General features: G+C 59.0%; 8 protein-coding genes. 3 read left to right on the top strand and 5 right to left on the bottom strand.

The features are described 5' to 3' along the window. The first annotated feature begins 122 nt into the window (after nt 1-122). Entirely contained in the window at nt 123-4445 is a 4323-nt protein-coding gene (locus ABIZ35_RS01135; RefSeq protein ID WP_348218038.1) for a glycoside hydrolase family 38 C-terminal domain-containing protein, read from the top strand. A 93-nt stretch (nt 4446-4538) separates the two neighbouring features. Here ABIZ35_RS01135 and ABIZ35_RS01130 read toward each other — a convergent pair whose 3' ends face one another. The 5 genes from ABIZ35_RS01130 to ABIZ35_RS01110 all read right to left on the bottom strand — a co-directional run bounded on the left by ABIZ35_RS01130 (nt 4539) and on the right by ABIZ35_RS01110 (nt 10209). Next, nucleotides 4539-5090: a GNAT family protein gene (locus tag ABIZ35_RS01130; RefSeq protein ID WP_348218037.1), complete on the bottom strand. Its 552-nt coding sequence runs from the start codon at nt 5088-5090 to the stop codon at nt 4539-4541. Nucleotides 5091-5219: 129 nt separating this feature from the next. Then, nucleotides 5220-6407: a GDSL-type esterase/lipase family protein gene (locus tag ABIZ35_RS01125; protein ID WP_348218036.1), complete on the bottom strand. Its 1188-nt coding sequence runs from the start codon at nt 6405-6407 to the stop codon at nt 5220-5222. A 13-nt stretch (nt 6408-6420) separates the two neighbouring features. Continuing rightward, a complete protein-coding gene (locus tag ABIZ35_RS01120) occupies nt 6421-7266 on the bottom strand; it encodes a DUF1559 domain-containing protein (RefSeq protein ID WP_348218035.1) in 846 nt (281 codons plus the stop codon). A gap of 37 nt (nt 7267-7303) precedes the next feature. Continuing rightward, on the bottom strand, nt 7304-8377 hold the full coding sequence (locus ABIZ35_RS01115; protein WP_348218034.1) for a substrate-binding domain-containing protein: 1074 nt from the start codon (nt 8375-8377) through the stop codon (nt 7304-7306). A gap of 236 nt (nt 8378-8613) precedes the next feature. Beyond that, nucleotides 8614-10209, bottom strand: a complete 1596-nt coding sequence (locus ABIZ35_RS01110) for a GDSL-type esterase/lipase family protein (RefSeq protein WP_348218033.1) — start codon at nt 10207-10209, stop codon at nt 8614-8616. Between the two features lie 326 nt (nt 10210-10535). On the opposite strand from ABIZ35_RS01110, the gene polA reads away from it, so the two are divergent. After that, entirely contained in the window at nt 10536-13340 is a 2805-nt protein-coding gene (gene polA / locus ABIZ35_RS01105) for a DNA polymerase I (RefSeq protein WP_348218032.1), read from the top strand. A gap of 70 nt (nt 13341-13410) precedes the next feature. Further along, nucleotides 13411-16659: a PAS domain S-box protein gene (locus ABIZ35_RS01100; protein ID WP_348218031.1), complete on the top strand. Its 3249-nt coding sequence runs from the start codon at nt 13411-13413 to the stop codon at nt 16657-16659. The last annotated feature ends 13 nt before the right edge of the window (nt 16660-16672 follow it).

Below are 16672 nucleotides of genomic sequence, written 5' to 3'. Positions count from 1 at the left end.
AGCCCGACACGACCGTCACCCCATAGCCTCCGATTTCGTCGGCCAGGCGGACAAGAGTTCTTGTCCGCCTGAACCAAACTCGTCTTGAAACCCTGTCTCAGATCGGTTACAATAGCACTATAATGGCAAAACGATTTTCTCCGGCGCTGCTTGGCGCCGCATTTCTCCTGGGGACGGGCCTCACTGCGCACGCGCAGGCCGCCCCGAAAGCGCCCGGAGCCCCCAAAGACCCGACACTTTATGTGATCGGGTATTCGCATTTGGATACCGAATGGCGGTGGAGCTATCCGCAGACAATCCGTGAGTATCTTGCAAATACGCTGCATCAAAACTTCGAAATGATCGAGAAGTACCCGAACTACCTCTTCAACTGGACGGGGTCCAATCGTTATCGGCTGATGCAGGAGTATTATCCCGAGGATTTTGCGCGACTCAAGCAGTATGTGGCCGCCGGCCGCTGGTTCCCCGCCGGATCCAGCGTGGAGGAGTGCGACCTGGATATCCCCTCCGAAGAATCGCTGGTTCGGCAGGTGCTTTATGGGAACAACTACTTCCGGCGCGAGTTCGGCGTCGCCAGCAACGAGTTCATGGACCCGGACGCCTTTGGATACCCCGGGTCGATCCCGACGATCCTGGCGCACTGTGGTTTGAAGGGCTTCTCAACACAAAAACTGTTTTTAGGATCGACCGTCGGCATTCCCTTCAATGTTGGCGTTTGGGAAGGCTTGGACGGCCAGTCCGTGACGGCGGCGCTGAACCCGGGACGTTACGGCAGCACGATCGACAAAGATTTGAGCCATGACCCGATGTGGATCGATCGGATCCAGGGCAACATCAAGCAATCGGGCGTTCCACTGGATCTTCGTTACTATGGCGTCGGCGATCAAGGCGGCTCCCCCGCCGAGGCTTCCGTGCAGTGGATGGAAAAGAGCGTAAACGGCGGCGGACCGGTCAAAGTCGTCTCGGCGCCCCTATCCCAATTATTCGACGTCATCACACCCGAGCAAAAAGAACGTCTGCCGCGTGTCCAAGGCGACATGCTGCTCACAAACCACTCCGCCGGCTCCATTACGTCTCAGGCGTATATGAAGCGCTGGAACCGCAAGAATGAAGTGCTGGCCGACGCCGCCGAGCGCGCATCGGTCGCCGCCGACTGGCTCGGCGGCGCTCCCTATGACAAGGCGCGCCTGACCGACGCCTGGCTGCGATTCCTGCCGGGCCAGTTCCACGATCTCATGGCCGGCACCGCGCTTCCCCAGAGCTTTTCGTACGCCTGGAACGACCAGATCATCGCGATGAACGAGTTCGCCGGCGTTCTGAAGCAGAGCGCCGGCGGCGTCGCCCGCGCCATGGACACCCGCGCGCAGGGCGTTCCCATCGTCGTCTATAATCCCCTGTCCATCGCCCGCCAGGATATCGTTTCGGCCAGCGTCGCCTTCCCCGGCGCAGCCCCTGCCGCTGTCCGCGTCTTCGGTCCTGATGGGCGCGAAGTTCCCGCGCAAGTGGTCAAGCAACAGGGTGGAAAGATCCAAATTCTGTTCGCCGCAACGGTCCCCTCCGTCGGCTTCGCGGCTTACGATGTTCGCCCCGCCGCCGGCGCCAGCAAAATCGCGTCTCCGCTGAGCGTGACGAAGCAGGGTCTGGAAAATGCACGCTACAAAGTGCGCCTGGACACCAGCGGCGATGTCGCGAGCATCTACGACAAGACGGCGCAAAAAGAATTGCTCTCGGCTCCTGCCCGCCTTGCATTCCAGCATGAGAACCCATCGCGCTATCCCGCCTGGAATATGGATTGGGAGGATCAGCAGAAGCCGCCGCGCGCCTACGTGGATGGCCCCGCCACGGTGCGCATTGTGGAGAACGGCCCCGCCCGCGTCGCGCTTCAAATCGAGCGCCGCGCTCAGGGTTCACGCTTCGTCCAGACGATCCGATTGTCGGCGGGAGACGCGGGAAACCGCGTCGAGTTTTCCAGCACTGTGGATTGGAAGACGAAGGAAACCGCGCTGAAGGCGATCTTCCCTCTGTCCGTCTCGAACCCCAACGCCACCTACAATTGGGGGCCGGGAACGATCCAGCGCAGCACGAACAAGCCGACCCAGTTTGAAGTCCCCGCGCACCAGTGGTTTGATCTGACCGATACCAATGGCCGATACGGCGTCTCCGTGCTCAATCAAGACAAATACGGATCAGACAAACCCGATGATCATACGCTCCGCCTAACCCTCCTCTACACGCCCGGCGTCAACGGCGGTTACCAAGACCAGGGAACTCAAGATTTAGGACGTCATGAAATTCTGTACGCGCTGCAAGGACACGCCGGCGACTGGCGGCAGGGCCAGACGCCCTGGGAAGCCGCTCGGCTCAACCAACCCTTAGTCGCCTTCCAGACGCCTTCGCATGCTGGAACGCTGGGTAAAACGTTCTCCTTGCTTCAATCCAGCAGCCCTCAAGTTTCCGTAGACGCCGTAAAGCAGGCAGAGGATGGACGCGAGATCATTATTCGCGTGAATGAATTGAGCGGCAAATCCGCCAAGAGCGTGACACTGGCGATGGCTGGCGCAATTGTCTCTGCTCGCGAGGTGAACGGACAGGAACAGCCGATGGGCGCGGCGACCGTGAAGAACGGCAAGCTCGTCTTCGATATGCTGCCGTACCGCCCCCGCGCCTTCGCGCTGACGCTGGCCGCATCGAAGACAAAGCTGTCCGCGCCGACCGGAACGCCGCTCGCCCTGCCCTACAACGCCGATGTCATCAGCGCCGGGCCGGAAGACAACGCCAATCGCTTTCGAACGGTCCCCGCAAATTTTGACGGTAACCACAATGCGATTCCAGGAGAACTACTGCCAGCCAAGATCACGAGTGATGGCGTTGTCTTCACCCTCGCCCCCAGAAACGGGGCCCCTGACGCCGTAGCCTGTCAGGGACAGACGCTCCCCCTGCCCACCGGCAGGGCGCGCCGCGTTTACCTGCTGGCGGCGTCCTCCGAGGGCGATGTCGCAGCGAAGTTTCTGGTGGACGCCCAGCCCGTGACGCTGAATGTGCAGAGCTGGGATGGGTTCGTCGGCCAGTGGGACACAAGGCTCTGGAGCGGCGTCGTTCCCGAGTACACCTTCGACTGGCATAACCCAATGGTCGGCCTCGCCCCAGGTTACATCAAACCGGCCTCCGTCGCCTGGTACGCTGATCACAAGCGTCTGGCGAACGGACAGAACGATCCGTACCAATTCTGCTATCTCTTCAAATACGCGATCGATATTCCCGAAGGAGCCAAGACGCTGCGCTTGCCCACCAACCCGCGCGTCCGTATTCTGGCGGCCACGCTCGCACAAAATCCGAACGACGACACCGTCGCCGCACAGCCTCTCATGGACGTCCTGGACCGGGCCGACGACGCCGCGCCCGAGATCGAGCCGTCCGGTGGCGTGTTCCACAACGCGACTTCCGTGACGGTCCAGCCGCCCCTCTACTCCGGCGGCGCCACGCACTACACGCTGGATGGGACGAAGCCCGGTCCGAACTCGCCCGTCTATGACGCTCCGATCCTGCTGACAAAACCCACCACGGTCCAGGCGGTCCTGGTGGAAAACGGGCACGCGATTGGGCCCATCAGCCGCGCGAAAATCAGCGTGAACGACACCACGCCGCCCACGATCCAATCAGCCGCGACCGCCGCGACGACGCCCACTGTCGCCGTCAAATTCTCAGAGGCTCTGAATCGCGCTTCAGCAGAGATCATAGATGCCTATCAATTGCAGCCCACCGTCCCAGTGACAAATGCCGCCCTGAGCGCCGATGGGCGCATCGTCACCCTCACACTCGCCGCGCCGGTCGCCGGAGACGCCCCGCGCATCGTTGTTACAGGCGTGCGCGACGTCGCCGGCAATCCAATCAAAGCAGGAACCGAGACTGCGCTCGAAGTCGCCCGCCCCGTGCTCCAGATCGCCCCGCCTCGCGCTTTTAACGGCGCGGATGTCACCCTCTCGGATATCGCCGGCCTCCCCAATAAGGGCGGCGATCCGTGGACGATCAACACCTTCGTCTTCATGCCCGATAAGCCGACGAAACTAACTCTGCTCGTTGGCTTCGGCGACACCAAGGACACGCACGGCCAGCAGCGTTACCTCGGGTACTTCAATGATGACGGCATCCACTTCTGGGGCAGCGGCGTGGACATCGCCACGCACACCGCGTATGACCTCGGCAAGTGGCAGATGATCACCGTCACCTACGATGGCGACACGATCCGCATTTACAAGAACGCCAAAGAAATCGCCGCCTCCCCGGCCGCCCTCGCAGACGCTGCTCCCGAAGTTCACCTCGCCCCATCCGGCCCCTGGACCGACGCGGGCCGATTTACCGGCCGCCTCCAGAACTTCACGATCTGGAACAAAGCCCTCGCCCCCGCCTCCGTACAGGCGCTGACTTCGGCCATGCCCGCCCAGTAAGCAAAACGCCCAGGTGACGATCAGAACGAAATAGCCGTCCCCGCAGCACGTGGAGACGGCTATTTTTGTTTCGCCATCCACTCACACAGATTGTCATGAAGCCTGCTGAACAAGCCACTCATCACGCAGCAAGGCGTAAAGATATTCGTCACGCCAGGCGCCGCGCGTCCAATGGGTCTGCCGAAAATGGCCCTCGCGGGTCATTCCCAAACGCTCCATCAATCGATACGAACTCGTGTTGTCCGTATCGCACATCGCGGTAATACGGCGCAAATCGCACGTAACAAATGCGTACTGAAGCAGCGGCTGCGCGGCCTCCAAGGCGTATCCGCGTCCATGATAATCCGGATGCAGAGCGAAACCGATCTCACCCTTGTTCTCCGGGGGGCCTCCAAGATAGATTCCGACTTCTCCAATCACTTTCGCGTCTTCCTGGTGATAGACCGCGAGCGCATGCCAGAATTCCTTTTCGTTATCCTGGGCGACAGCCTGACGAGCAAGATACTGCGCCGCCCGCTCCTTGTTCTTTGGCTCCCCCGGCAGAACCGCCGCCACTTTGGGGTGCGTGTGGTAAGCCAAAAAGTCAGCCAGATCCGTTACGGCGAAACGGCGAACGATCAGCCGTGGCGTCGTCACATCTTCCATAATTGCGTCTTTCCATCGCGAGCGTGTCGTGTACTCTCTCATTTACCTATCGTCGCTGCCTGCCCATTTTGTAAATAACCCATAACAAAAAAGCCGCCTTCGCAGATCACGAAGGCGGCTTTGTATTCCTTAGGACTTCATCATCTCATCCAGCAGCGGCTGCATGGCGTCGGCCCAGATTTGGTAGCCTTGGTGGCTGGGGTGCAGCGCGTCGGGCATGATTTCTTTGGTGATCTCGCCGCTCGCGTCCAGGAACTTGGCGCCGATATCTAAATAGCGGGTCTTGTCGCCGTCGTCGAGCTTCGCCAGTTCGGCGTTAATCCCTTTGACCTTCGCTCGCACGGCATCGTCCGGCTTGACGCCGCGCGGGAAGATGCCCAGGAGCAGCAGCTTCGTGTCGGGAAGGCGGCGATGGATTTCGGAGACGATCTTCGTATCGCCCTGAACGATCGCTTCGGCAGGGTCGCTCATGTTGTTCGTGCCGATCATCAGAACGACGACCTTCGGATGAATGCCATCGAGTTCGCCTTTGTCAAATCGCCAGAGGACATGCTGGGTTTTATCTCCTTCAATGCCGAAGTCGGCCGGATCGTATTGGCCGTAATACTTTTCCCACAGGTCCTGCGTATCCAGCCAGCGATGGGTGATCGAATCGCCGATAAACAGAACGCCGATCGGCCCCTCTTTGCCGCGCTTGAGAAATGACTCATGCGATTCTACAAACGACGGATCGATCTGTCCATCTCCTCGGAGCTTGGGCGCGGGCATATCCGACGGCTCCGGGCCAATGTGCGCAACCAAGGGCGCGTCTCCCGGAGCATACGCCGCCACTTCGGTCGTGAAGACGTACACCGACGGATAGCCGACCGAATCGGAATAACGGTCGGCGTAGGTCAGACGAAGATACCGCGCCATCGTCGCCTTGAACGAGAAGAGATGATATTCGGCCTTGTTCTGAGAAAAGACGTAACTTCCGACCTGAGCGAACTTTACGCCATCGCCGCTCAGCGAGAGTTCGACCGTCCTGGTCGAGCCGAACTGGGGCGCGCCGATTGCGACATAGCCAAGCCGCTGCGGCGTATCCAGATCGACCGTGACTGTCTTGGGAAATGTCTCCGAAGCGCCGGAGGCAAACGTTTTCCCAGCGCTGGTCTCCCAGGAGCCGTCGGTCAGCCCCTGGTTCCAGCCTGAGACATTCGGATCGCTGGAGACGAATGTCTTGTTCAGCGCCAAATCCGCCGGCGCAGCGGCGAGCGCCCCCGCCACCATCGTCAGCACTAGAAAAGCGGTGCTGACGAGCAAAATGCCGTTCTTCATCCCGTTATGATCCTTAGTAGGCCGAGTAAGTGACCGCGTATTGCGAGTTGTCCGTGCCGGCCGCCGCCGCCGCGGAGCCGTCATCGCCAAACTGCTGCGCATCGGAGGGGTTGGCGGCGTTAAAACCCGACGAAACGCTGCTGCCCCGGAACCATTTCACGTGTCCGTCGCACATCAGGAAGTTCGAGCCATCCGTATGCCGGCCCAGCGTAGCCGAATCGATATAGGAGCCGCCGGTTCGCGTTCGTCCGCCCAGCATACCGGTCGCGAAAAGGATATTGCTCCCATTGGCGTTCCCCTGCGCATTCCAAACACCGTTCAGGCTCGCCGTGTAGTACTCATTCTCATAGGAATACGTCGTTCCCGGGATTGGGAAGACAGCGGCCCAGCAGTTTCGTATTTCCGTGAGCATGACCGTTTTCGACGGCGAGTTCAACTGCGCGATATGCCCCTTCGGACCGGGATAGGCGGAGCCGTTCGCGAATGTCAGGCTCCGATTGAAGGCGTAGCTTACGTTGGTCGAGCCGCCAGGCCCCACCCGATCCGTGGAGTCGTCAGGACACTTATAAACATCGGCGCTCTTGAGATAGGTGTGAATGCGTCCACCCCACCCAACGCCATCGTATCCGTCAAAGAGCGCATTTCCCAGCGGGAACGTCTCGTCATTGTCCTGCGTGTATTGCAGCATGCCAATGCTGAGCTGCTTGAGATTGGAGGCGCAGGAAATCTGGCGCGCCTTCTCGCGCGCCTTGGCGAAGACGGGGAACAAGATTGCCGCAAGAATTGCAATAATAGCGATAACAACGAGAAGCTCAATGAGTGTGAAACCAGACCGGCTTCGGTTTACGACAATGTACATAGCAGTCTCCTGGAGATGAATGAGAGAATTGGACTTGTCAGCCTCGGATGGGAGATACGATCGGCGACGCGGGGGCTGGCCCGGTCGACTCTCCTTCGAACAGCGGAACATCATTGGGCTGGATCAGCAGCGGCCCTTTCCAAGGGTCTTCGCCCAGCATCCACTCGGCGGCGCGCTGCAAATAAAGGGCGCGCGGCGGGGACTCCAGCTCCGTAAGACTGCGGAGCAGATACTGCCCGATGCCTTCGCCATTGACGGCGCACACGGACACATCGACGCCGATCTCAAGTCCTGCTTCATGCAGCGCCCGCATGGCGCCGATCGCCGCCGGCCCCGTCGTACAGAAGATCGCCGACGCCACGGGACGCCCTTCCCGCAAAGCGTCCCGAATCAACTGATACGCGGACTCAAACGGCTTTTCCACCGCCAGCGAGCGCAGCTGCCCGGGCAATCCATGCTCTTCCAAATACCGCTTCCACTCCGCAATACGTCCCAGGATCACCCCATCCTCCGCCTGCGCGTTCAGACAATCGATGCGCTGATGCCCAAGGCGACGCAGGTGATCGAAAAGCTTTCGCTCGGCCGCCGGCGGGAACAGCGTCACCGAAGGTAAGCCAGCCGCGCTTTCATCTTCATCCAGCACCACCACCCGGCAGGCGGCGTTGAGCATTTTCGTCGTCAGCCATGCCGGAATTTTCTCCGCCGGCGGAATAAAAAACATTCCATCGAAGTGCGCCAGGGCATCCTGAAGCGCCGGGTCGGCCCAGTGCGCGTAAGCGACGGGGCGCAGGGTCACCGGCTGCCCTTCGAGCACGCCGCGAATTCCTTCACGCCAACGGTCGAAATCCGCGGACGCCATCGGCGGAGCGGCAATGCCGATCGTCCGCTTTTTCAGCCGCCCATGCCCAGGCTCCGCAACACTGATCCGCCCGTTCTCCTGCCGAACCAGCGTCCCCTGATCCATCAGCTGCTGAAGCGCCGTCCGAACCGTCGTCCGGCTAAGTCCCAATTCCTCCGCCAGCTGCCGTTCCCCAGGGATACCGACAAGAATATGGTCCGCATGCGCAATCCGCTTCTCAATCATCTGTGTCGCCAGCGCCACTTTTCTCATCGATCGAATTACCCCATGGATTCTTGTATACCATCATTATACATAACTTTTCTAATTTTAAGACCAATTTTGGTATTTTTATTTTTTCTTGGCTTTAGAGTCTGGGAGAGAGTTCCTTTCTCTCATTGTACGCCAAACGAACGCAAACAAAAGAACCGCCCCCGAAAATTCGGAACGGTTCTTTTGTTTGTCTCAGCTGCTCTTAGTCGGCGGAGAGGTTAGAAAGAATGCGCTGCTTAGTAAGATGTGAGAAAGAAGGTTTCCCAAGGACCAAGCGCGGTGCGATTCGCGATCAAGGGATTGGCGCCTCCATTTTCCGCGCAAACATACATATTATTGACGACGGCGCGTAGGCCGGTATTGCCACCTCCCGCGTCAACTTCCGTAAATGTTTCCCAGGGGCCGACCGCCGATCGATTGGCGATCAAAGAACTGGCGCCCCCGCCTTCAGCGCAGACATACATGCTATTGGCGACAGCGCGCAAACCAAAATTACCGCTTCCCGCATCGACGACGAGGTACTTTTGCGCATTGCCCACTGATGTCGCGCTCGCAATCAGAGGGCTAGTTCCGGCGGTCACATACTTGTTGTTGGAGCCGATCGCCTTCAGCGATATCGTCATGCCTGGGAAAATACGATAGATGCTTTGCCAGACCTGGGTGAGAAGCGGCTGCATTGATGTGGCCCAGATTTGGTATCCTGGAGTTGCCGGATGCAAGCCGTCGGGCATCATATCCGTGGTGATGTTACCGTTCGGGTCCAGGAATTTACTCCCGAAGTCGAGAAAGCGCGTCTTTCCGCCACTGTCAAGCTTCGCCAGTTCCGTGTTGATTCCTGTGATCTCCGCGCGAATAGGATCGGTCGCTGAAGCGGAGCGCGGGAATATTCCCAGAAGAATCACTGTGGTGTTGGGAAGATGGCGGTGAATTTCGGAGACGATCTTCGTATCGGCCTTCACCACATCCGCCGATGGGTAGTTGAGGTTGTTCGTGCCAATTAAGACGACGACCGCCTTCGGATTGATGCCGTCGAGCTCACCGTTATCGAAGCGCCACAGAACATTCTGGGTGCGATCGCCTTCGATGCCAAAATCAGCGGGAGAATATTGAGAGTAATACTGCTGCCAAATGTCCATATGGTCGGCCCATCGATGCGTGATGGAGTCTCCAACAAATAGGACGCCGATTGGCCCAGATTGGATGCGCTGGAGAAAGGAGTTATGGGCCGCGAGAAATGAGGCGTCAATCTGCCCGGTCCCATCACGCTTAGGCGCGGCGACATCCGCCGGCTCGAGACCGATATACGCCGGAGGCGGAGCCGGTCCGGGGGCATAGGCCGCCACTTCGCTGGTGAACACGAACTCCACGGGATAGCCGACAGACACTGTATAGCGATCGAGGTAAGTCAATCGGATATATCGAGCCGTCGTCGCCGCAAATGAAAACAGGTGGTATTCCGCCTGGTTCTGAGAAAAGACATAACTGCCGATCTGCGTGTAGGTCGAACCATTCGTGCTCAGCGAGACTACGACTGTCTTGGTGGAGCCATAGGGCGGCACGCCGGTCGCAACATAACCGAGTTGTGTCGACGCTCCCAGATCCACCGTGACCGTCTTCGGAAATACATCCGTGCCCCCTTCGGCAAATGTCTTCCCGGCGTCGGTCTCCCAGGAACCGTCGGTCAGTCCTGTGTTCCAGCCATTCGGATTCGGATCACTGGATACGAAAGGCTTTTGGAACGCCAAATCCACAGGATCGGCCAACACACTGGGCGCCGATAGAAGCGACGCAAACACTGCGCCGGCAACAAAAATCTTTTTCATTAAGTTCATAACGTTTCTCAATTCCTCTTTATATTGCAATTACAACAACAGGACCATACTGTTTATCCGTGTCACAACTTTATCTTTGCTTCATTCTCCGTCTCCTTGCGATCATATGCGTACCGATATTATACACAATAACCCAATACTTAATACCAATTTCGGTATTTTACAGACAATTATTTTGATTGTTCCAAATCGTCAATTCTATGCCTGAATTTCGTCATCAGTCATCCCAAAATGCAAGCGCTTCTCCTTAAGAACATCCGTACGTCGGCAGGAATTTAGACGAGGCGCGTCGAACCAATCTCCATCACCCGAGGTTCCCTTTCCCCATGCCTGAAACCCTTTATCTGATCGACGGCTATGCCCAGATCTTCCGTTCTTACTTCGCCATTCGCGGCGGTATGACCAGCTCCGTGACCGGAGAGCCGACGCAGGCTGTCTTTGGTTTTACTGGGATGCTGCTGAAGCTGTTTTCGGTGTTCAATCCCCATTACGTCGTCGTGGCGATCGATGCGCCGGGTAAGACGTTTCGCGACGAGATGTACCCCGAATACAAGGCGACACGCAATCCGACGCCCGAGGACTTGACGGCGCAGATCCCGCGCGTGCTGGAGATGATCGAGCTGTTCGGCATTCCCGCCATCAGCAAGCCAGGCTTGGAGGCGGACGATGTGATCGCGACGATCGTTCAGCGCATTCTGGACAACCCAGAGTATAACGACGTTCAGATACGCATTGTCTCGAAAGACAAAGACCTGGAGCAGCTGCTTGGGGATCGTGTGGCGATGTTCGATATTCATACGGACACGACCATCGACGTGCCGACGCTGCTGGCGAACAAGGGCGTGACGCCCGAGCAGGTCATCGATGTGCTGGCGCTGACTGGCGACACCGTGGACAATGTTCCAGGCGTGCCGGGCATCGGCCCGAAAACGGCGGTCCAGTTGATCCAGGAGTTTGGGTCGATTGATGGGATCTTAGCCAATCTGGACAAGATCAAAGGAAAGAAGCGCGAGAACTTAGAGGCCGCCGCCGCGCACTTGCCGCTGTCCCGAGCGCTCGTGACATTGATGCGCGACGCGGAGTTCGATTTTTCGCTGGAGGACGCCCGCGTCAGCCCGCCGCGTCTGGACAAGATCATCCCGATCTTCCAGCAGCTTGGCTTCAATCGGTATCAGACGGATGTGCGGCGTTTGGCCGGGGAGCTGGAAACGGCGCCCGCCGCCGCGAACGCCAAGCCCTCAGCGCCGCCCGCATTCGCGACGGGGCTGTTCGCGCTGGCCGATCGGGACGATGCGGCCAAAACGCCGATCGTGCGCGGCGATTATCATGGCGTCACGACGCAGGCGCAATTGGATGATCTGGTAACAACGCTGCGCGAGCAAAAAATGCTCAGCGTCGATACCGAGACGACAGGGCTGGAGCGCGATGCGAAACTGTGCGGGATCAGCGTCGCCTGGAAGCCGGGACACGGCGTTTACATCCCCACCCTCTCCCCAAAGCCCGAGGAGCATCTGAGCCTGGAAGCGGTGCTCGCCGCAATGCGACCCATTTTGGAAGATCCGTCGATCCCGAAGTGCGGACATAATCTCAAGTTTGATGCTGGGGTTCTGCTGCGCAATGGGATCTCATTGCAGGGCGCAGAGTTCGACACGATGCTCGCCGGCCAGCTTGTCGCGCCGGGGCAGTCGTCGTATAAACTCGATCATATGGCGCAGACGATGCTTGGGTACACGATGATCCCCATCAGCGAAATCATCGGCGAAGGCGACTTGCAGCTTTCTATCGATAAGGCGCCCCTGGAAAAAGTCGTCACGTACGCCGCCGAGGACGCCGATATCGCCCTTCGCCTTACGGAGTTCATGCTGCCGCAGCTCGAAGAAGTAGGGATGAGCGCGCTGATCCGCGACGTGGAGTCGCCGCTCGCGGTGATCCTTGCACAGATGGAGCGCAACGGCATCACCTGCGATCCCGCCGAACTGCTGCGCCAGGGCGACGCCCTGGCGATCCGTGTCGAGGAACTGCGCGCGGAAGTCCTTGCGGCCGCCGGCTGCGAGTTCCATCTGGATTCCCCGCGACAGCTCGCCGAAGTGCTGTTCGAGAAGCTGGGACTCGCCTCGGGCAAGAAGACCAAGACGGGCTACTCCACGAGCGTGGACGTATTGGAAAAGCTGGTCGCGTCCGAAGACAAGAACGATCCACGCACCAGCGTTCCCCGTTTGATTTTAGAATATCGGCAGCTGACGAAACTCATCAGCACCTACATGGGCAACTTGCGTGACGCCGTGCATCCTGAAACGGGACGCATTCATTCCAGCTTCCACCAATTGATGACGGCGACCGGACGTCTCGCGTCTCAGAACCCGAACTTACAGAACATCCCCGTGCGCAGCGAAGTCGGGCGACAGGTGCGCAAGGCGTTTGTGGCGCCCCAGGGCTATCGGCTGATCTGCGCTGACTACTCCCAGGTCGAGCTTCGTCTGCTCGCCCATCTCAGCGAGGATGAAGCGCTGATCGACGCCTTCGCGCGCGATCAGGATATTCACACGGCGGTCGCCGCCCAGGTATTTGGGGTGAGCGAGGACGCCGTGACGCGCGAGCAGCGCGGTCAGGCGAAGACGATCAACTTTGGCATCATCTACGGCGTCACGGCCTACGGCCTGGCGCGTCGTATCGACGGCCTGGAGGTTGACGCCGCCATTGAGCTCATCTCGGGATATAAGAAGCGCTTCTCCGGGATCGATCGTTTCCTGCAAAAGTGCTGTCAGGAGGCGCTGGAGCAGGGATATGTCGCCACGCTTCTCGGACGACGCCGCGCGATCCCCGAAATCTCCTCGTCCAACGGCCACACACGCAGCCTCGGCGAACGTCTCGCGATCAACTCCGTCGTGCAGGGCAGCGCCGCCGATCTGATCAAGGTCGCAATGGTCAACGTCCAGAAGCGCATCACCAAGGATCAAATTCCGACGAAGCTGCTGCTGCAGATTCACGACGAACTGATCTTCGAGTCGCCGACGGAGCTTGCGGACGAGCACGCCGCGCTGATCCGCGACGAGATGGAGCGCTCTATGGACCTGCGCGTGCCGCTGCGCGCCGAAGCCGGAATCGGCGCCGACTGGATGTCCGCGAAATAGCGGCAATAAACCCTTGCTCTAACTTTTCCGCATCCATCCACCGATAATGGAGATGCGGAAAAGTGAGCAAATGAACGCAGTAACCACACAATTTACACCCTTCGCCACCATCGTCCTCGATGAGGCCGGAACGATCCTTTCCTTCGACTCCGAAGCGGAAACTCTGTTTGGATACGCCGCTTCCGACTGTCTGGGACAAGATTTGACCGCCATCATGCCCGAGGCGAGGCGTCTCTACGTCAGCCCTGAGAGCAGCCAGCTCACCCAGGGCGATTACCGTCTCAACGCCCTTTACCAGCATTCAGACCCGATCCCGGTCGAGATTTCCCTCAGATCCGTCGAGATGCTAGAGCGCTCCCTCGTAATCGCGACTCTGCACCCCATTCAGCCGTCATTTTTTGTGGAAACGAGCGCGAATGCTTCGGATAATGCCGACGAAAACCTGCTGCTTCTGGCGCAGGCCTCCCACCGTTTTCAAGAGCTGTTTCAGGGCCTTCCCGTCGCCTGCGTCTGCTACGACGAACACGGCCAGATTTACGAATGGAACCGGGCGTACCACGAACTCACCGGATACAGCCCCGACCAGCTGCTGACGATGAAGGTATGGGACACCGTAGACAGCGATGCGGATCGAACCCGCACCCGCGACGCCTGCCGTCAGGTGTTCTCGGGACATGTCGCCGAGACGATCGAATGCGCCGTCGTCCGCGCCGATAAAACCAGATACACGGCGCTCTGCAACGCCTTCGCCATTCGCAACTCCGAGGGCGCCGTCATCGGCGCCATCAATACCCACCAGGATATCACCAAGCATAAGCAGGCCGAAGCAGACTTGCGGATGAAGGAAAATCATCTGCGCACCGTAATTACCGGCGCGCCGATCGTCCTCTTCGGGTTCGATGAAAACGGAATCTTCACGGTCTCCGAAGGGCGTGGACTGGAACTGCAGGGGCTCAAGCCGGGAGAAACCGTTGGGCGCTCCCTGTATGAGATTTACAAAGATGTTCCTGAGATTGTCCATGCCTGCCGCAGCGCCCTTGCGGGTAACACTGTCACCAGCATCGACAAGCTGGGCGCAAACTATTATGAAGCCTGGTACTCTCCGATCCGGGACGATGCGGGACGCGTGACGGGAGCCGTCGGAGTCGCCACGGATATCACGCAAAAGCATCTCGCGGAAGAGGCTCTGAAAGCGACGACCGAACATTTGACGCGTATTCTGGAAACCGTCGCCGAAGGGATCGCCATCGTCGACGACAACGGACGCTATACCTTCGCCAACCCCGCGGCGGAAGCCATTTTGGGCGTTGCCCGTGAGGAAATTACCCAGCAGGTCTACTATGAGTCGAGTTGGCGCATGCGCGGCGCGAACGGCGAATACTGCGCTCTTGAGGTGCTGCCGATCACACAGGCGCTCATTTCTGGACGCCCGGTTTATGACTTAGAGCTGAGTTTTGATCGGACTGACGGGCGCAGCATCACGCTCTCTATTAACGCCGCTCCCCTCACCGACGAGCATGGCGTTGTGACCGGCGCCGTCACTTCCTTCGTCGACATTACCGAACGAAAGCTTTCCGAACAGGCCCTGCACGACGCTCAGGAAAAGCTGGAAATGCGCGTCGTGGAGCGAACGCGAGCGCTCGGCGCCGCCAACGGCGCACTGCATGAAGAGATCGTCAAGCACAAACTGGCGGAAGAAACAACCCGGCGCAGCAATGCGCTGCTGAAGGCGCAGCAGGAAGCCGCCCCGGATGGAATACTCATTCTCGACGAGGATCAAAAGATCGCCAGCGTTAACCGCCGGTTTACGGAAATATGGGACATCCCTGCGGACTTGATCGAGCAAGGCGACCATCAAAAGCTCGTCGATTACAAGATGCAGCGGATCGAAGGGCAGGAAAGCTTCCTCAATCTCAAGCGAAAAGAGATCGAGTTCCCACACCTGACGCATAACTTCGAGCTGCAGCTGCTGAACGGGCGCATTCTCGAAGGCTACTCCGCTCCGGTCGTATCCGGGGATGGCGAGACGCTCTACGGCCGGATCGTCAGCCATCGCGACATCACCGAGCGGAAGCAGGCAGAGGAAGAACTGCAGCTGATTACCGCGCAGACGGAGATGATACTGGCGGCGATCTCATCCGTGCTGATTGGCGTGGATGAGAATGACAAGATCATCACCTGGAATCACGCCGCGCGCACGCTGTTCGGGCCGGCCGCCGCCGATGTGCTCGGACTGCCGTTCCGAGAATGCGGTATCCAGTGGGATTGGGACTTCCTGCTCGACGCCGTTCAAATCTGCCGCAACAGCGGCCAGAACCTGCGTGTCGCGGACACGGCGTACACCCGGGCCGACGGCAAGGACGGTATTCTCGGCCTGAGCATTAATCCGATCTCCACCTACACCGGAGACACAATGGGCTTTGTCGTGATCGGCACGGATATCACCGACCGGCGCGTTCTGGAAGGTCAGCTCGCGCAGTCTCAGAAGCTCGAATCTATCGGCCAGCTTGCCGCCGGGATCGCACATGAAATCAACACGCCCGTGCAGTATCTCGGCGACAATACGCGATTTTTACAGGACGCCTTTACGGATATTCAGGGCGTGCTGGAAGCCTACTCAGAAGTGCTGGAAGCTGCGGAACGCGGAGGCGCCGACCCGGCGTTGATCGCGAAAACACGCTCGGCGGTTGAGGCGGCCGATGTGGAGTATCTGACCGAAGAAATCCCCAACGCCATCAAGCAATCGCTGGAAGGCCTGGAGCGTGTCGCCCATCTGGTGCGCGCCATGAAGGATTTCTCGCATCCCGGCGCCGCCGAGAAGACGGCGGTCGATCTCAATCGGACAATCGACAGCACCATCACCGTGGCGCGCAACGAATGGAAATATGTCGCGGATTTGGTGACCAAATTCGACGCCGACCTGCCGCTGGTGCACTGCCTTCCGGGCGAGCTGAACCAGGTTGTGCTGAATATGGTCGTCAACGCCGCGCACGCCATTTCGGATGTCGTCGGCGACGGCGTCAATCAAAAGGGCGTCATCACTATCCAAACCTTGCACGATGGCGACTGGGCCGAGATACGGATTTCGGATACGGGAACCGGCATGCCCGAGCATGTCAAGAAGAAGATCTTCGATCCATTCTTTACGACCAAGGGCGTGGGTAAGGGCACAGGCCAGGGACTCGCCATTTCGCACTCCGTGATCGTCGATAAGCACGGCGGCGCAATCTCCGTGGAGACGGAGCCGGGCGCCGGAACGACATTTATTATTCGGCTCCCAATCGACGCCGCGGAAACGGAGCAGGACAAGGCCGCGTAAACGCAAGGCCGCC

This window comes from Capsulimonas sp., from assembly GCF_039929585.1.
GTDB lineage: Bacteria > Armatimonadota > Armatimonadia > Armatimonadales > Capsulimonadaceae > Capsulimonas.
The sequence above is the reverse complement of the archived record's forward strand: the minus strand, read 5'-3'. Positions and strand labels throughout refer to the sequence as shown.